The organism is Alteromonas sp. CNT1-28, from assembly GCF_022348345.1.
GTDB classification, from domain to species: domain Bacteria; phylum Pseudomonadota; class Gammaproteobacteria; order Enterobacterales; family Alteromonadaceae; genus Alteromonas; species Alteromonas macleodii.
Genome location: NZ_JAKREZ010000012.1, coordinates 46632 through 64094 on the forward strand (window position 1 = coordinate 46632; position 17463 = coordinate 64094).

The 17463-nt window shown below is 45.6% G+C and carries 15 protein-coding genes; 1 reads left to right on the forward strand and 14 read right to left on the reverse strand.

The features are described from left to right. Positions 1 to 154 precede the first annotated feature (154 nt). The 14 genes from lipA to MHN02_RS09940 form a co-directional block, all read right to left on the reverse strand. Positions 155 to 1117 carry a lipoyl synthase gene (gene lipA, locus MHN02_RS09875; RefSeq protein WP_014998236.1) on the reverse strand — a complete coding sequence of 321 codons (963 nt, stop codon included), beginning with the start codon at positions 1115 to 1117 and terminating at the stop codon, positions 155 to 157. Continuing rightward, entirely contained in the window at positions 1110 to 1781 is a 672-nt protein-coding gene (lipB, locus tag MHN02_RS09880) for a lipoyl(octanoyl) transferase LipB (protein WP_014976409.1), read from the reverse strand. Before lipB ends, lipA begins: the two co-directional genes overlap by 8 nt. Then, complete coding sequence (gene ybeD / locus MHN02_RS09885) at positions 1782 to 2045, reverse strand: DUF493 family protein YbeD (RefSeq protein WP_014949347.1); 264 nt, start codon at positions 2043 to 2045, stop codon at positions 1782 to 1784. A 101-nt stretch (positions 2046 to 2146) separates the two neighbouring features. Beyond that, positions 2147 to 3331 (reverse strand): D-alanyl-D-alanine carboxypeptidase family protein, encoded by a 1185-nt coding sequence (locus MHN02_RS09890; RefSeq protein WP_014949348.1) that lies wholly within the window; start codon positions 3329 to 3331, stop codon positions 2147 to 2149. A gap of 318 nt (positions 3332 to 3649) precedes the next feature. Next, complete coding sequence (locus tag MHN02_RS09895) at positions 3650 to 4672, reverse strand: septal ring lytic transglycosylase RlpA family protein (RefSeq protein ID WP_171337159.1); 1023 nt, start codon at positions 4670 to 4672, stop codon at positions 3650 to 3652. 5 nt (positions 4673 to 4677) lie between these two features. Then, positions 4678 to 5793: a rod shape-determining protein RodA gene (rodA, locus tag MHN02_RS09900; RefSeq protein WP_239245809.1), complete on the reverse strand. Its 1116-nt coding sequence runs from the start codon at positions 5791 to 5793 to the stop codon at positions 4678 to 4680. Next, the gene (mrdA, locus tag MHN02_RS09905; RefSeq protein ID WP_084081844.1) at positions 5793 to 7706 is read right to left on the reverse strand and encodes a penicillin-binding protein 2; all 1914 of its coding nucleotides are present in this window, start codon (positions 7704 to 7706) and stop codon (positions 5793 to 5795) included. Before mrdA ends, rodA begins: the two co-directional genes overlap by 1 nt. Before the next feature lie 30 nt (positions 7707 to 7736). Continuing rightward, positions 7737 to 8207, reverse strand: coding sequence for a 23S rRNA (pseudouridine(1915)-N(3))-methyltransferase RlmH (gene rlmH, locus MHN02_RS09910; RefSeq protein ID WP_039220720.1), 471 nt, complete (start codon positions 8205 to 8207; stop codon positions 7737 to 7739). Between the two features lie 116 nt (positions 8208 to 8323). After that, entirely contained in the window at positions 8324 to 8641 is a 318-nt protein-coding gene (rsfS, locus tag MHN02_RS09915; RefSeq protein WP_014949353.1) for a ribosome silencing factor, read from the reverse strand. A 17-nt stretch (positions 8642 to 8658) separates the two neighbouring features. Then, positions 8659 to 9360, reverse strand: a complete 702-nt coding sequence (gene nadD, locus MHN02_RS09920) for a nicotinate (nicotinamide) nucleotide adenylyltransferase (protein ID WP_239245811.1) — start codon at positions 9358 to 9360, stop codon at positions 8659 to 8661. A 13-nt stretch (positions 9361 to 9373) separates the two neighbouring features. Then, positions 9374 to 10402 (reverse strand): DNA polymerase III subunit delta, encoded by a 1029-nt coding sequence (gene holA / locus MHN02_RS09925; RefSeq protein WP_239245813.1) that lies wholly within the window; start codon positions 10400 to 10402, stop codon positions 9374 to 9376. A 15-nt stretch (positions 10403 to 10417) separates the two neighbouring features. Continuing rightward, positions 10418 to 10954 (reverse strand): LPS assembly lipoprotein LptE, encoded by a 537-nt coding sequence (gene lptE, locus MHN02_RS09930; protein ID WP_239245815.1) that lies wholly within the window; start codon positions 10952 to 10954, stop codon positions 10418 to 10420. Between the two features lie 11 nt (positions 10955 to 10965). Then, a complete protein-coding gene (leuS, locus tag MHN02_RS09935) occupies positions 10966 to 13569 on the reverse strand; it encodes a leucine--tRNA ligase (protein WP_239245817.1) in 2604 nt (867 codons plus the stop codon). Positions 13570 to 13880: 311 nt separating this feature from the next. Beyond that, positions 13881 to 14498: a hypothetical protein gene (locus tag MHN02_RS09940; RefSeq protein WP_014976415.1), complete on the reverse strand. Its 618-nt coding sequence runs from the start codon at positions 14496 to 14498 to the stop codon at positions 13881 to 13883. 512 nt (positions 14499 to 15010) lie between these two features. Here MHN02_RS09940 and MHN02_RS09945 point away from each other — a divergent pair. Further along, positions 15011 to 17407, forward strand: coding sequence for an ATP-binding protein (locus tag MHN02_RS09945; RefSeq protein ID WP_239245819.1), 2397 nt, complete (start codon positions 15011 to 15013; stop codon positions 17405 to 17407). Positions 17408 to 17463: the final 56 nt, after the last annotated feature.

Here is a 17463-nt window from a genome sequence, read left to right on the forward strand (position 1 = left end):
AAAGGGGATAGCGTAATTTGACGGGCATTCTAACAATACCCACGGGTTTGTCACCCTGAAATACGAAGGCACAAAAAAGCGGTGAAGATCACCGCTTTTATTCTGTATCAACTTTTTAGCAACGTTAGGCTGAGCCCTATGCTGAAGTTCGGTACTACTTAACTTCTTTACCCGCTGCTTGTTGGTCTGCATGGTAGCTCGAGCGGACCATAGGGCCACATGCTGCATGCGTGAAGCCAATTTCTTTTGCGTAGTCACCAAGGGCGTCGAATTCCTTGGGGTGTACGTAGCGCTTAACCGGGTAGTGGTGACGGCTTGGCTGAAGGTATTGACCCAGCGTAAGCATGTCCACATTGTGAGCGCGCAGATCATCAAGTACGCCTTGAATTTCTTCGTTCTCTTCGCCCATACCCATCATCAGACCAGATTTGGTCATCACGTCAGGGTGTTGCGCTTTAAACTTCTTAAGCAAATCCAACGACCATTGGTAATTCGCGCCAGGGCGACATTCACGGTATAAACGGGGGATCGTCTCTAAGTTGTGGTTGAACACATCAGGCACGCCATTTTTGAAAATCTCAAGTGCACGATCCATACGTCCACGAAAATCGGGTACTAATACTTCGATTGTCGTTGTTGGGCTGTGTTCGCGAATGGCATTAATACAATCTACGAAATGCTGAGCGCCACCGTCGCGAAGGTCATCGCGGTCAACAGAAGTAATAACCACATAGCGCAAATTCATTTCTGCAATGGTTTTAGCCAGCTTCTCAGGCTCTTCTGCGCTCGGAGGCAGTGGTTTACCGTGGGCTACGTCACAGAAAGGACAACGACGGGTACAAATATCACCAAGAATCATAAAGGTGGCTGTACCGTGGTTGAAACACTCGGCAAGGTTAGGACAACTCGCTTCTTCACACACAGAGTGAAGGTTGTTTTTGCGAAGTGTTTGTTTGATGTGATCAATTTTCTCGGTAGTACGAGGAAGCTTGATTTTAATCCACTCCGGCTTGCGCAGCATTTCTTCCTTTTCAGTAGGAATAATAGTGACGGGAATGTGTTTTACTTTTTCATCATCACGGAGTTTTACCCCCGCTTGAGGTCGTGCATTACTCATCAAAACCTTCTTTGTATGTTGGCTGTGCAATGGAAAGCGCTTCTAGCAACAAATGCGTTAATTCATTACCAGCGGTCTCAAGCGTAGTTGGACCATTGAGGCGCGCGGTATCGATCATTTCCATACCGGCATAACCGCAAGGGTTAATACGCTGAAACGGTGATAAGTCCATATTAACATTTAAAGCTAAGCCATGAAACGAGCAGCCATTACGTATTCTTAAACCTAATGAACAAACTTTCTTCTCATCGACGTATACGCCAGGCGCATCGGGCTTTGGGTACGCGGTTACGCCATATTTTTCGAGTAGTCCGACCACCGCTTCTTCCATAGCAGTGACTAAATGACGAACACCCAGTTTTCTGCGCTTAATGTTTAGCATCAGATAAATAACTTGTTGCCCTGGACCGTGGTAGGTCACTTGGCCGCCCCGGTCAACCTGAACAACAGGAATGTCACCAGGCATAAGTATGTGTTCAGCTTTGCCCGCTTGTCCTTGCGTAAAGACAGCATCGTGCTCAACAAGCCAAATTTCATCCTGGGTGTTTTGGTCGCGTTCATCGGTGAAGCGCTTCATTGCCTCGAAGATAGGCTCATACGGCTGACGCCCTAATTGACGCACTATAACGCCGTTTGCGTCAGACGCTATCGACTGCTCATTCACTTAAAGTACAACCCTAACCAGCTCTAATTTGGCAAGTTCAGTGTAAATGGTTTCCATGTGCTCTTTACTGGTTACACGCACACTGATAGAAACCGAGTGGTAAGTACCTTTACTACTTGGTTTTACGTTAGGCGAGTAATCGCCTGGCGCATGTTGCTGAAGGCAGCTCACTACCTGTTGAGGTAGGTCTTCATGAGCAACGCCCATGACTTTAAACGTTTGGTTTGTTGGAAAATCTAGTAATTCGTCGAAACGGGTATCCATGCGATATCCTTGGTACTTAAAATATCATATAAAAAAACGGCCAGATTGTAACAAATCTGGCCGCTTCACAACTAGCTTTTTAACGTATTCAGTAAAGGTGTTTACTCGTCGTCAAATCCTAGCTGAAGCATAATGTAGTCTTTCATGCGATTAAAGAAGCTGCCTTCTTTTACTTCTTGAAGGGTAACTAGGGGATAGCTAGCCACATCTTCACCGTCTAGTTGTAGATAAAGTTTTCCAACAACCTGACCTTTTGCAAGTGGTGCTTCAAGCTTGTCATCAAGTTCGAAGTTAGCTTCTAAATTAGCCGCCTGACCGCGTGGAATAGTAATGGGGGTAGATTGATTAATTCCAAGGTCTACTGTCTCTCTATCACCCATATAGATGCGGTGAGCAACGAAACTATGACCAGCTTGGTATGGCGTAAGTGTCTCGTAAAAACGGAAGCCATACTTAAGTAGCTTTTTGTTTTCAACTTTACGTGCACGTTCGCTATCAGTCCCCATAACTACAGAGATTAGACGCATACCGCCTTGCTCTGCAGAAGTGATTAGGCTGTAGCCCGCATCAGACGTGTGGCCAGTTTTAATGCCATCAACGTTTAAGCTTTTGTCCCACAACAGGCTATTGCGGTTGTATTGCTTAATGCCGTTGTAGGTGAATTCCTTCTCGCTATAAATCTTGTACATTTCTGGCGTTTCTGCGATAAGCGCGCGAGACAGAATCGCCATGTCACGAGGGGTAGTGTAGTGGTCAGGGTCGTGAAGACCGTGAGCATTAACCCAGTGAGAACCACTCATGCCAAGTGATGCCGTGTGTGCATTCATCATGCTGGCAAAAGCAGATTCTGAACCTGCTACGTGTTCTGCCATAGCAACACAGGCGTCGTTACCTGACTGCACAACAATGCCACGTAGTAAGTCACGTACTGAAACTTGTGTACCTACTTCAATAAACATTTTTGACGAGTCAGGGAATTTCTTCGCCCATGCGTTTTCCGAGATAGTCACTTCGTCGTCTAAGCTGATGTTACCGGCCTGTAATTCTTTGCCAATAACATAAATAGTCATTATTTTCGTTAAGCTCGCAGGAGCAAGCTGCATGTCTGCATTTTTAGATGCAATCACATGACCCGTTTCAAAGTCGGTTAGAAGAAAACCTTCTGCGGCAACTGAAGGAGCAGGCGGAGTGACTACGGCAGCATTTGCTGTGTGTAGTAAAGTGCCTATCACCAAAAAGGCAAATGAAAGTAATGACGGTTTAGCGCGTTGAATTATTCTGAGCATGGTTCTAATTTCTTTGACCGTTTTATCCGTGTGAGTTAAAGCTTACCCTATTGTTGCGATGACCGCGAAACGATGACCGCAAAACATGGCTACCCAATTTTAGCTTTTGTCCAGTTCGTAACCGAATTCTGTTGTTTCACCTACTTATTAGCTGAGGTGACGAGAGATCTTAACGAAAGGCTGCTTATAAGACTAGGTTTTATCAAAAAAGTTTACGTGATTGTAGGTATTAGGCGAAGAAACCGTGATATTGCCTGCTGAATGACACAATGCTGCCACAATGTCGTTGTTTTTATGAGCGTGCGACAACCCAACTAACTACATGGTCTGCGTAATCGCGTAAGCGTTGGGATAGCCATTTTGCTTTAATTGTTCAAGAACCTCCGCGACGACTGCTTCATCGTGGATAGGGCCTAACTGTAGTTTATAAATGTTATCTGCTACTGGCAGGTGAGCGGGAATTTGATATAACGCCGATAGCACGTTAGAGATAGATTTTGCTTTCTCGGCGTTTGAAAGCGCAGCAACTTGAATATAAATCGCATCACTTACCGCGTTGCTACTTTTCTCACTGCTGCTTGAGTTGGTATCCGCGGTGTTCGAAGAGGGGGCTAATGGCGGGGTGGGTGAAGTTGCTGCCATGGCCGGTGCGGGTACTACCGCAATACCCAAGTATTCATCGTAAGTAACAGTTGGACTGTTTCCCACCGTCACATTGTTTTGTTCGTCAAAGTGGATAACTTCAAGTTTGACTCGCGCTGTGCCTTTGCTGTGGTAGCCTAGTTTTACTGCGGCTGCATACGACAAATCGATAATTCTATCATCGTGAAAAGGGCCTCGGTCGTTAACGCGGACGATCGCTTGTTTGTTATTTTCCAAGTTAGTAACACGCACGTAAGAGGGCAGTGGCAATGTTTTGTGAGCCGCGCTCATGGCAAACATATTGTAAGTTTCGCCATTTGAGGTTAAGTGACCGTGAAACTTTTGGCCATACCAACTGGCGTAGCCGACCTCTTCATAGCCCTTACCACTATCCATTGGCGTGTAGTGCTTGCCCAGTACCTTGTAGGGCCTGCTGTTAAACATGCGGTAGGCTTCGTATTTTGGTACAGCATCAAGTGTTTCTGGTTTCTTGGCAACGTGCTTAGGCGCTGAGTCTTGCTTTTGAGTATAGCGACCAGATTGTGTAGGTGCACTTTGGCATCCCACTAATGCCAAAACTATTAAAACAGCTGAGCCATAGCGAAAGAACTGTCCGTTTGCCAGATTCTGGTTAACAAGACCCGCATTAACTAAACCCGCTTTTACAAAATCAAGTACCGAAAAAAGGCGCTGCAACATACAAGTTATCTAGACATTAAACGTTTCTGAGTGGCAATGGCCATAAGAATGCCAAAACCTGCCATTAAAGTCACCATAGATGTTCCTCCAAAGCTCACTAGAGGAAGGGGAACACCCACCACGGGAAGTAATCCGGACACCATGCCCATGTTTACAAATACATAAACAAAAAAGGTGAGGGTAATACTGCCACCAAGCAATTTTGCATAGGCGTCTTGTGCTCGACTAGAAATTATAAGGCCGCGCATAATTATAAAAATGTATATTGCCATTAAACACATTACACCGGTAAGACCAAACTCTTCGCTGAATACTGAAAAGATAAAGTCGGTGTGACGTTCGGGTAAAAACTCGAGTTGTGATTGCGTGCCTTGCAGCCAGCCTTTGCCGTCTACACCACCGGAACCAATGGCAATTTTAGATTGGATTATGTGGTAGCCAGACCCTAGCGGGTCGCTTTCTGGATTTAAAAAGGTAAGCACCCGCTGTTTTTGATAATCCTTCATTAAAAAGAACCACATCACAGGCGCAAACGCGCCAACTAACCCGCCTACAACAGAAATAAGCCGCCAGCTCATACCTGCCAGGAATATGGCAAAGATTCCTGAACTGGCGATGAGTAATGAGGTCCCCAAATCAGGCTGCTTTGCAATGAGAATGGTGGGCACGACCACCAAACCAAACCCAACGATAATGTGTGTCGTGCGTGGGGGCATAGTGAATTTACTGATATACCATGCCACCATCATGGGCACGGCAAGCTTCATCAGTTCAGAGGGCTGAAAACGGATAAAGCCCAGGTCTAGCCAGCGCTGTGCGCCTTTGCCCATATCACCAAATAATAATACGGCAATTAGCATAAGCAGGCCTGCACCATAGGCATAGGTTGAGAAAAACCTAAACACGCCCAAAGGGGCTTGGGCTAACCCAAACATAACGATAAAGCTAAATCCCAGCCTGATAAACTGGCGCTCCATTTGCTCCATATCCTGACCTGACGCCGAGTACAGAGTAAATAGCCCAACACAACTTAACACGAGTAGCCCGACTAACAGCCAGCCATCGATATGAATGCGTTGAAGAAAACTTATTTTATTAGGGTTTATGGTAGTTCTCTTCACTAGTTCGTCCCTAACTCATTATCACTGTTTGCCGAGTTAGCCTTGGCAGTTTCAAAAACACGGTCTCTGAAATAGAAATCCATGATTTGACGGGCGACAGGGGCTGCGTTCTTACTACCACCGCCTACGTTTTCAAGGACCACGGTTACTGATATTTCTGGGTCATTAAAAGGTGCAAAGCCTACATACATGGCGTTGTCTCGAAGACGCTCATCAATTTTAGTAGCGTCATATTTTTCATTCTGACCTACGGTAAATAACTGTGCTGTTCCTGTCTTACCCGCAGAGTCGTAAGGAGTATCTGCAAATGCATGACGTGCGCCGCCTTCTTCGCCACTCACAACATCGCGCATGGCGTTTAACACCACATCCAAATTGTTACGGTTCTTAATTTCTATAGGCCGCAGCGACTTAAGTGGGATAAGGTCGACAGAACTATCGGTGTTCATATAACCGCGAATGATTTGTGGAATATAACGTTCCCCCGCATTGATCAGCGTGTTAACCGATGTATTTAACTGTACCGGCGTGGTGGTCCAATAGCTCTGTCCTATACCAACGGGGATGGTGTCACCAATATACCAAGGTTGATTAAAGCGAGCGCGTTTCCAGCCGCGGCTCGGCATATTAGCATCGGATTCTTCATACAGGTCAATGCCTGTGAAATCACCGAACCCGAATTCGTACATAGATTCACTGATTTTATCGATACCCAGTTTATACGCTAGCTCGTAATAATAAGTATCGCACGACACTTCTATTGCTTTAGCCACATCTACTTTACCGTGGCCCCATCGACGCCAATCGCGCCACACGTGCGACACATTTGGCAGTTGATAGCGTCCAGTGTCATTAACCGTATAGTCTTTAGTGATTACTCCTTCTTCTAGCCCCACAAAACCTAAGTGGGGTTTAATGGTTGAAGCGGGAGGGTATTGCCCCTGTGTTGCTCGGTTAATTAACGGGCGGTCTGGCGAATTCAGTAGCGCAGAGTAATTCTTGCTGCTGATGCCGTGCACAAATAAATTGGGGTCGTAGCTAGGGTTGGAGTAGAGGGCGAGTACGCCACCGGTTTTTACATCGGTGACCACAACAGCGCCGCGCATGCCTTCTATTATTCGCTGAGCCTCTAACTGAAGCTCTAAATCTAAGTTAAGTACGATGTCTTTGCCTGGTGTTGGTGGTTCAACACTAAGTACACGAATAATGCGGCCTTGGTTATTCACCTCTACCTGCTGGTAACCCACCTTTCCATGGAGTAGCTCTTCATGGTATTTCTCAATGCCTAGCTTGCCAATATCGTGGGTGGCAGCGTAATTATCTTCTTGGCCTGCTTCGACTAGCTTTTGTAGGTCTCGCTTGTTAATGCGTGCAACATAACCCAGGGCATGGGTTAGGGTTTCTTTATACGGATAATGACGTGCCAAACGCGCTTCAATTTGAACACCTGGAAACTTGTGTTTGCTGGCAGAAAATAGCGCGACTTCTTCTTCGCTTAACTGAGTGCGAAGCGCAACGGGTTTAAATCGTCGGGTACCTTTAAGCGCTGACTGGAAGCGCTCAAGTTCGTCATTGGTTATACCCATTAGTTCTGTTAAATCTGCCAGGGTTTGGTCGATGTCATCCACTTGCTCTGGAATAACTTCCAAACTGAAAACCGGGCGGTTTTCGGCTAAAAGCACGCCGTTGCGGTCATAGATAAGACCACGGTTTGGCGCTATCGGCAGAACTTTAATGCGATTACCGTTAGAACGGGTTTGATAATCTTCAAACTGGGTAACCTGCAAAGAATAAAGGTTATTAAGTACAATGCCCAACATGGCAACAACAATAATAAAAGCAATGGTCGCACGGCGTGCAAACAAGTTCGCTTCTGCAGAATGATCGCGAATAGCTTGTCGTTTTCTTGGCATTGATTTCCTTTGCATTAGTCTGGCGACGCCTTATTCACGGTGATATGGGTGGTTTTGCGTCACCGACCACGCGCGGTATAAGCTTTCTGTAAGAATGATCCTAACAAGTGGATGGGGTAGAGTTAAGGCTGATAAGGACCACTTTTGTTCCGACGCAGCAATACATTCTGGTGCTAGCCCTTCTGGACCACCAATAAGCAGACTTACGTCCCGTCCGTCCATTTTCCAATTGTCGAGCTGTTTTGCTAAAGTGGGTGTGTCCCAGGGTTTGCCCGTTACTTCTAACGTAACAATGCGGTTTCCTTTGGGAATAGCGGCTAGCATTTGCTCGCCTTCTTTTTCCAAGATGCGCTTAATATCCGCGTTTTTGCCTCGCTTTCCGGCGGGTATTTCAGTGAATGACACTGGCATGTCGCTAGGAAATCGACGAATAAATTCATCCACACCGGTATTTACCCAGTTTGGCATCTTTGTTCCAACCGCGACGATTTGTATACGCACTTCTTTTACCCTTACCGCAGGAATTAGTATTTCACTTATACAATAAAGGCCATACACATTTGAGTATGGCCTTTATTGACCGTGTTACTGCATGTTTATAGCAAGCGTTTACGCCACTACGACCACAGTTTCTCTAGCTGGTAGAAATCACGGGTTTCATCTTGCATAACGTGCAAAATAACATCACCAAAATCAACCAGAACCCATTCGCCGGTTTCCTTACCTTCCACACTTCCCGGTGCGTGGCCCGCTTTCTTCGCTTCTACCATGACATTTTCTGCAATAGATGAAACGTGGCGCTTTGAGTTACCTGAACAAATGATCATGGTATCTGTAATACTTGATTTGCCGCGAACGTCTAGTTCAATAACATCACGGCCTTTCATATCGTCAATTTTGTCTTTAACAAACTGTTTGAGCTGTTGACTCTCCAAGAGTTTTCCTCACTTACTTAACTTTTATATAACTGATGTTCGTTTATGTAATCTAAAACGCTTTCTTCTAACCACAAGTTAGATAGGTTAGCATTTGAACTGTTTGGCGTACCCGATTTCTCGGACGTGGCAGCACTTGCTAGTACGTCACGAATTTCAGTAGATGAAACACTAAAAAGCGGTGTGTTGGTTAACACTACATGGCCTGCAGGCTTTGCGTGAATAACATTTTTATCGTTAGCCACATGACAATCTAACCAAGCTTGTATTGCGGGAGGAGGCAAAAATTTCTCATCGTCTCTGCGCATAACCACTAAGTGACAATAATCGAGCAGGTGTTCCCACTCGTACCATTTGTCCAGATTATACAGTGAATCTGCGCCAATGAAAAAACAGATTGTGTCATCGCTTTTCTCTTTAAGTGCACGCAGGGTTTTAACTGTATAAGAGGGTGACGGAAGCGTCAGTTCAATTAACTCTGGAATAAGTCTGTCATTGTTTTGGGCGCAAAGTTCAATCATTTTTACCCGGTGGCTTTCTGATACACCTACTGACTTATGCGGAGCTAATTTACAAGGCATGAGATGAACGTGGTCTACTCCAATTTCATCTGCCGCTTTTAGTGCCGCACCAATATGGCCTTTATGCGGAGGATTAAACGTACCACCAAGAATGGCTTTCACCGTTGGATCTGCTCGAGAAGCGCCGGAAAGACTCACTTAGAATTGCCCACTATGCTTGCAACAGCGGAATGTCGCGAAGGTCCATACCCATAAACATCATGCACAAGTGACACATTTCAACATAAGGGCGGGCAATCACATTTTGCTTGAATGCATGATCTGCCTGAGTCAGCGCATTTTGGATGTCTTCTAGCTGGGCGACGCTCAGACGATTCAAGGCACTTTGATAAAAACCTTGTCTATTACGCCAAATACCAAACTTTTGCCACTGAATGGGGGCACCGTTTTGCTGCGCTAGTTTTAGTTTCCATAACTGCTCCCACTCTCGAATCAGCGCCCAAATAATGATGTTAGGCTCCAGACCCTCGCTCTCTAATCGGTATAGCATTTTTATGCAGCGGGTACTGTCGCCGCTAAGCATAACATCAACCAGTTGAAACACGTTGAAGCGCGACTGATCGACCATCGCCTTTTCAATTTGTTCGTCTGAAATAGACTGGTGTGGATAGAGCAGGGCGAGCTTGTCTATTTCTTGCTTAGCAGCAAGCATGTTGCCTTCGCAGAAATCAGCGATCATTTTAGCACCAGACGCTGATACGGAGAGTTGGTGGGCATTCAACTGTTGGTTTAGCCATGCATTTAGCTGCTTGCCCTCTAGCGGGTAGCACAATACCGACGCGCCCAAATCATCAAGCACTTTAAACCATTTGCCGCGCTGCACGTCTTTCCCAATTTTGGGGCCGTGAACCAGCAACAAAATGTCGGGGTTTAATGACGCCGCGACTTCTTGAAGCATTTTACTGCCTTCAGTGCCCGGCTTTCCCGTAGGTAGCTCTAATTCAATAAACTGCTGGCTTGAGAAAAGCGACATGCTTTGTGTGGCTTCAATCAACTGATTCCAGTTAAAGCCTGTTTCAGCAACAAGAACGGTTCTTTCTTCAAAACCATTCGCTTTTGCTTTAGCGCGAATTTGCTCAATGACATCAAACTTCTGCTGGGGCTCATCTCCAAACACCAGATAGCACGGGCGAAGTGCCTTGGTGATATCTTGGCTAAATTGGTTTGGATAAATCTGCATGAAAAATTCTGATGTTTACTGACTAACGGAAGTCGATGCATTTGGTGCAGCGGCTGCCTGACTGGAAAGGCGTCTGATCATGATATCAGCGGCTTCATCGCGCATTTCACTTAACATCAATTCAAGTTCACGAGACTTTGCCAACACTTGGTCAGGGTCGTCTTGATAGTCACGTACTACTTCAAATTGCACCATTACCGCTTCCTTACCAGGAAACTGCACGCGGTAACGCACAACATATATCAGTTCATATTCAGCAACTTGACCCGAAGGGTAAACCGACAGCAGCTGACGTTCTAATTTTTCTGGAAGCAAATAGATGTTTACGTTTTGGTTAGAGCGCGATGTTTTATCTACGCTAACACTGGATAAACCGTAAACGTTTAAGCGTTTATCAAGCGCACGCGCCAACGGCGCGTGTGCTCGGGCACTTTCAATAGCAACGGTGTTAATGTCGTCGGGTAGGCTAGGGCTACTTCGCAAATGAAAGCCACAGCCAGTAACCAATACGGTTACCAACACAGCGACTGCGAATTGTAAGTGCTTTTTCATCAGTATCTGACCTAGTTAGCTACAATGTTTACAAGCTTGCCAGGCACAACAATCACTTTACGGATGGTTTTACCTTCGATGAATTGCTGAACGTTAGGCTGTTCTTTCGCAGATGCTTCAATGCTCTCTTTGCTAGCATCAGCAGCAATTGTCATCTTAGCGCGCACCTTACCGTTAACCTGAACAATGATAAGCTTTTCGTCTTCAACCAATGCGGCTTTATCAGCCTGTGGCCATGGTGCTAAATCGATATCTTCACTGTGACCCAACACTTTCCATAGCTCGTGAGCAATGTGCGGCGTAATAGGGTTTAGAAGCAACAAGATAGATTCACAGGCTTCGCGCATAATTGCGATGTCCTGCGCGTTTTCTTGTGGCGCTTTTTGAAGGTGATTTAATAATTCCATCACAGCTGCAACCGCAGTGTTAAAGGTTTGACGACGGCCTAAGTCATCAGACACCTTTTCAATGGTCTTATGTACTTCACGGCGAAGTGCCTGTTGGTCTTTCGACAGTGCCTTAACATCAATCGATTCTGGCGTGCCTTTTTCAACGTGTTCGGTCACTAATTTCCAGATACGACGTAAGAAACGGTTTGCACCTTCAACGCCTGAATCTACCCACTCTAGGGTTTGCTCTGGTGGCGCAGCAAACATGGTAAATAAACGCACCGTATCGGCACCGTATTGATCAATAACTTCCTGCGGGTCGATACCGTTATTCTTCGACTTAGACATTTTCGTCATACCGCCGTGAATAACTTCTTCACCGTCAGCGGTTAGCCATGCTTTAACAATACGGCCTTTATCGTCCTTTTCAGTGCTTACTTCGGTAGGCGAGAACCAGGTTTTCTTACCCGACGCGTCTTCACGATAGTACGAGTCAGCTAATACCATGCCTTGACACAGCAAACGCTTGAACGGCTCATCAGAGTTTACCAAGCCTTCATCGCGCAACAATTTGTGGAAGAAACGCGAGTAAAGTAAGTGCAAGATAGCGTGCTCAATACCACCAATGTACTGATCTACTGGTAACCAGTAGTTAGCTGATGTTGGATCAAGCATGGCGTCGTTGTTAGTAGCACAGGCATAGCGCGCGTAGTACCATGATGACTCCATAAAGGTGTCGAAGGTATCCGTTTCACGTAACGCGGCTTCGCCATTGTATGTGGTTTTTGCCCACTCAGGGTCAGCTTTAATTGGTGAGGTTACGCCATTCATTTCTACGTCTTCAGGCAAAACAACCGGTAGTTGGTCAGCAGGAACCGGAACAGATTCACCGTTTTCCAAATTTAGCATAGGAATAGGTGCGCCCCAGTAGCGCTGACGGCTTACGCCCCAGTCACGAAGACGGTAATTTACTTTGCGCTTTCCACAGCCTTTGCTTTCAAGTTCATCGGCAATACCGTTAAATGCGGCATCGAACTCAAGACCGTCGAATTTATCTGAATTAATCAAGCTGCCTTTTTCAGTAAATGCAGAGGCGGTAAGGTCGCACTTATCTTCATCACCTGCGTTAGGCGCAATAACTTGTTGAATAGGTAGGTTGTATTTTGTCGCAAATTCCCAATCGCGCTGGTCGTGGCCAGGAACGGCCATTACCGCGCCTGAACCGTAGTCCATCAACACGAAGTTAGCGACCCAAATTGGAAGCTTTTCACCGGTTAGTGGATGAACAACCTCAAAACCCGTGGCGAAACCTTTCTTCTCCATGGTTGCTAATTCAGCTTCAGCAACTTTGGTGTTTTTACATTCGTCGATAAAGGCCGCTAAATCTGGGTTCGATTTTGCTGCGAATTCGGCAAGAGGGTGCTGCGCAGCCACTGCAACGTAAGTAACGCCGTAGAAGGTATCTGGGCGCGTGGTATATACCGTCAAATCGGTAATGTCGTTAACCGCTGACGCTAAATCGAAGGTAATTTCAACACCTTCAGAGCGGCCAATCCAGTTTGCCTGCATTGCGCGTACTTGGTCTGGCCATTCTTCAAGCTGTTCTAAGTCTTGTAAAAGTTCTTCGGCGTAGTCAGTAATTTTAATAAACCACTGAGGGATCTCTTTTTGCTCAACCAGCGCACCAGAGCGCCATCCGCGACCGTCGATTACCTGCTCGTTTGCCAAAACAGTTTGGTCTACAGGGTCCCAGTTCACAGTAGAGTTTTTCTTGTAAACAAGGCCTTTTTCGTAAAGACGCGTGAAGAACCACTGTTCCCAGCGATAATAATCTGATTTACATGTGGTTACTTCGCGATCCCAGTCGTAACCGAAACCCAACGAGCGAAGTTGGCTTTTCATGTAATCAATATTTGAGTATGTCCATTTCGCAGGTGCAGTGTTGTTGTTAATTGCTGCATTTTCAGCCGGAAGACCAAAAGCATCCCAACCCATAGGCTGCAATACATTTTTACCCTGCATGCGCTGGAAACGGCTGATCACGTCACCAATGGTGTAGTTACGCACGTGGCCCATGTGAAGTCGGCCACTAGGATATGGGAACATAGACAGGCAGTAGAATTTTTCTTTTTCTACATCGTCATTTGCTTTAAACGATTGGTTTTCTTCCCAGTATTGCTGAACGCGTTGTTCAATGTCTTTCGGATTGTACTGATTATCGGCCATGAAACTTAGGCTTCCGCATTAAAAGTTAAAACGTTTATGGGGCGGCATAAGGCGAGTTTGTAGCAACGCCAACTAACCGCACGTGGGATCTACCCACTTAACATACATATAGCCCAATAGAATAACCCAGCGCTAAGCCATGCCTCAATAGCTTAACACCGAACTTGGCAATATTTATTGTTGCTTGCTTGAAAAGTGAGCATTAATGACACGGTTTTCGTCGATTGAACACCAGAACACGCCCCATTTGCTCATCTTACTTTCTCTTGGCGCCATCTTATCTTGTCGATAAACAGGCCCCGGTGTCGCATCTAATTATTGTCACTAAACGCGGTTAGCGCATTTAGTTGTTGCGCCTGCACTTTGTCTACTACTCGAACTAAATTGGCGGCGTCTTCGTTAGATGCTTTTTGACCATTAAAGTGAATATTGCCTGAGGCGTGGTAGGTAAGGGTGACTTTAGTTTTCGGTATGCGACCGTCTTGTGTGTTTGCATCCGATGAAGTGCTCGATGCTATTGTGCTGAATTCCCATGTCAGTGCACCTGACATACCCATCTCTTGAAGCGGGCCTAAGCCACCTGTCATCACCACTTTTTTGTTCGGTTCAACATAGCTTACCTGCATATGGGCTGCACTCGCCGTGTCTGTCGTTTCACAGAAACAGCCACCAGCCTGCTCATCTATGCGCAAAGCACCTTTCCACCATGTGTGGTCTTTCGGCCACCACATATCCACATGTTGAATAAAATGAGAGTACACGACTTCAACTGGCGCATAGCTTTCACTCTCATTGGTGATAGAAAACCCTGAGTTATCTGCATAGTTTACGTTAGCGATACTCATTGAAGAAAATGCCGTACCCAGAAAGGTAGCAAGGAAAGAGGAAGTGAGCAGAAGGGGTGAGCGAGTTTTCAATTTTTTTGTCATTGTTATTACCCTGTTTTTGTTCATTGGTTATTGCGCGCGAAACCTAGTCTCGTCGCCAAAACGAATTTCGGTTTTTGTGTTTTCTAAGGTAATTGAAAGCAGCTTGCGTTGCTACCTACTTTAAAGTCTTACTGTTACAGGATTCTTCAGAGCTTTGTCTTGACCACATTGTCCTTACGGCTCTGACCTTGGCGCGCTTTTCTTAACGCTGTGATTTTAATGCTCTGATCCAGATTATGTGGCAGAAATAAATGCAGCGGTTAAATTGAAGTAAGTTCTTTCGTACTTAACTCCTTTTCGGCTTTAATTAGACGCTACACCTTGTGTCGCAAGGTATCAGTTCTAGTGAAGGCCACAAAAAGCTCGTAGTGCTTGCCAATTTCTCTCTAAAATCATGAAGGTGGTTGTTTGTTGTGCAATTAGCGATGCAAAGCTGCCTTATTCAGGATAAGCGTTTGACACTAATGTTAATTAGGGTTTCACTTAAGTAAAGAAACAAAGATAGAACAGACATGTCTGTAGACAGTAAATTATATGCGTTAGATGTAGACGCGCTTTCACCTACCATAAATCGCCGAGCGATAAACAGTGCCTTAAAAGATGATGAAGCGCTAAATGCGACCTTCATTGGGCAAGAGCGTGCGCGTGAAGCACTTACGTTTGGGTTAGGTATTAACACCAAAGGCTATAATCTTTATGTGATGGGTGAGCCCGCTACGGGGCGCTTCACTCTAGTGAAGGATTACATTGAACGCCAAGTTGCCCAGCTACCAGCGCCTGATGATTGTTGTTATATCAACAATTTTGACGAAGAGCGCGAACCTGTTGCGCTAAAATTTCCTCCCGGTGGTGGAAAAGCATTCCACAAGGACATGGCTGCGCTTATTGACGATGTCTTAGACTCACTGCCCATTGCTTTTGATAACCCGGGATATCAGCGCCGTCGCGCGTCAATTTCCAGAGAGTTCGAGCAAAAGTACGATGCAGCTATCGATGCGGTAGAGCGTTACGCACAAGCGAATGATGTTGCGCTGTACGAAGAGGGGGGCTCTATTACGTTTTCACCTATCGTTAACGGCAAGCCAATAAGTGACACAGAGTTTGCGTCATTAACTGACGCACAACGGGAAGGGTTTTATACTCTTATTGACGAGCTAGAAAATAGGTTAAGCGAAGGTCTGTTAAGCCTGCCTACGTGGAAACGCGAAAACTCTGAGCGTCTGCGTGAGCTTGACAAAAAGACCGCAGAGCAGGGAATTAAGCCGCTGCTAAAAGTGCTTGAGCACAAATACGCGTCTGAGCTAGGGGTAATGAAGTACCTCAAGCAGCTTAAAACTGCATTGGTCAATGCTATCTTAGTCATTCACAGTGAAGAGCAGAAAGAAGAGAAGAGTGATGACTTCGACAAGAAGATATTTTTAGAAGAGCAATTTCTTCCTAACGTTTTGGTGTCGAATAAACTCGATGACGCAGCTCCCGTTATTTATGAGCCGAACCCTACTTATCAAAATTTGTTTGGCAAAATAGAGTACACCAACATTCACGGCAGCGTGTTTACCAACTATCGCATGATTCAGCCTGGTGCGCTCCATCGTGCAAATGGCGGTTATTTGTTGTTGGATGTCGACCAACTTATTGAACAGCCTTTCGTGTGGGATACCCTTAAGCTTGCCATCAAGTCACAGCGCTTGCGCATGGACTTACCCCAGCAAGATGTGGGTATGGTGAACAACATTACGCTCAATCCACAGCCCATCGACTTAAATGTGAAAATCGTTCTGTTAGGCTCGCGCGATTTATACTACACGCTGCAAGATTACGATGACGAGTTTGATGAACTGTTTAGAGTGTTAGTGGATTTTGATTTGGAAATTCCCGTCACCAGACAGGCGCTTTTTGATTTCGTGGGCAAAGTACGTGCGCACCTTGTTCAGTTAGGACTTAAAGGCATTACCGCTAACGCGATGTGCAGGCTAGTTGAATACTCGTTAAGAATGGCTGAACACAAAGAAAAGCTATCTGCGCACTTCGCTGAAGTTATCGAGCTAGTTAATGAAGCCTATTATTTCTGTCAGAAATCTAATGCCGACACGCTAGAACTTGATCATTTAAAAACAGCATTAAGTGCCAAGAAACGTCGCACCGGCCGCGTCAGTCAAACACTATTAAACGATATTAAAGAAGGGCACGTGCTTATTGCCACTGAAGGAAAAGCGGTAGGCAAAGTAAACGGGTTAACGGTATTGGATATTGGTGACACTGCATTTGGTACGCCTGCACGCATTACGTCTACTGTATTTGCTGGCGCAAGTGGTGTAGTTGATATTGAGCGTGAGGTAGAGCTTGGACAGCCTATTCACTCAAAAGGCGTTATGTTGCTTAATGGGTATTTAGGTAATAAATACGCTCAGCATTTCCCGCTAACGCTTTCTGCAAACATCGCATTGGAACAGTCTTACGGTCATATAGACGGCGATAGTGCATCCCTTGGTGAACTGGTTGCGCTTATCTCTGCGTTGACTGAAATTCCTTGCTTGCAGACCTTGGCCATTACGGGGTCCATAAACCAGTACGGTGAAGTGCAGGCCGTTGGCGGAGTTAACGAAAAAATAGAAGGCTTTTTCGACTTGTGTCAACACCGCGGCCTTACCGGTACGCAGGGCGTGATTATTCCTAAATCGAATGCGATTAATTTGGTATTAGACGCCACCGTTATCGACGCAGTGAAAAAAGGGCTGTTCCATATTTACACTGTAGAGACTGTTGATGATGCGCTATCTATTTTGATGGAACAGGAAGCGGGTAAAATAAGCAGCAAAGGTCGTTACCCCAAAAATTCAATCAACTACCATGCCGTGAATCGTTTATACAATATTGCGTTAATTGTGAATGGTGGGGAAGGTGAGTGAAATTACGTTAATCTGTCCTAAGAATTTCGTTATACTCTGTTAATTAATTGAAGTGT

Bases quoted from the DNA above. Each gene is read 5' to 3' on its own strand.
- lipA (WP_014998236.1), bottom strand. From the start codon at position 1,117: ATGAGTAATGCACGACCTCAAGCGGGGGTAAAACTCCGTGATGATGAA.
- ybeD (WP_014949347.1), bottom strand. From the start codon at position 2,045: ATGGATACCCGTTTCGACGAATTACTAGATTTTCCAACAAACCAAACG.
- MHN02_RS09890 (WP_014949348.1), bottom strand. From the start codon at position 3,331: ATGCTCAGAATAATTCAACGCGCTAAACCGTCATTACTTTCATTTGCC.
- MHN02_RS09895 (WP_171337159.1), bottom strand. From the start codon at position 4,672: ATGTTGCAGCGCCTTTTTTCGGTACTTGATTTTGTAAAAGCGGGTTTA.
- mrdA (WP_084081844.1), bottom strand. From the start codon at position 7,706: ATGCCAAGAAAACGACAAGCTATTCGCGATCATTCTGCAGAAGCGAAC.
- holA (WP_239245813.1), bottom strand. From the start codon at position 10,402: ATGCAGATTTATCCAAACCAATTTAGCCAAGATATCACCAAGGCACTT.
- lptE (WP_239245815.1), bottom strand. From the start codon at position 10,954: ATGAAAAAGCACTTACAATTCGCAGTCGCTGTGTTGGTAACCGTATTG.
- leuS (WP_239245817.1), bottom strand. From the start codon at position 13,569: ATGGCCGATAATCAGTACAATCCGAAAGACATTGAACAACGCGTTCAG.
- MHN02_RS09940 (WP_014976415.1), bottom strand. From the start codon at position 14,498: ATGACAAAAAAATTGAAAACTCGCTCACCCCTTCTGCTCACTTCCTCT.
- MHN02_RS09945 (WP_239245819.1), top strand. From the start codon at position 15,011: ATGTCTGTAGACAGTAAATTATATGCGTTAGATGTAGACGCGCTTTCA.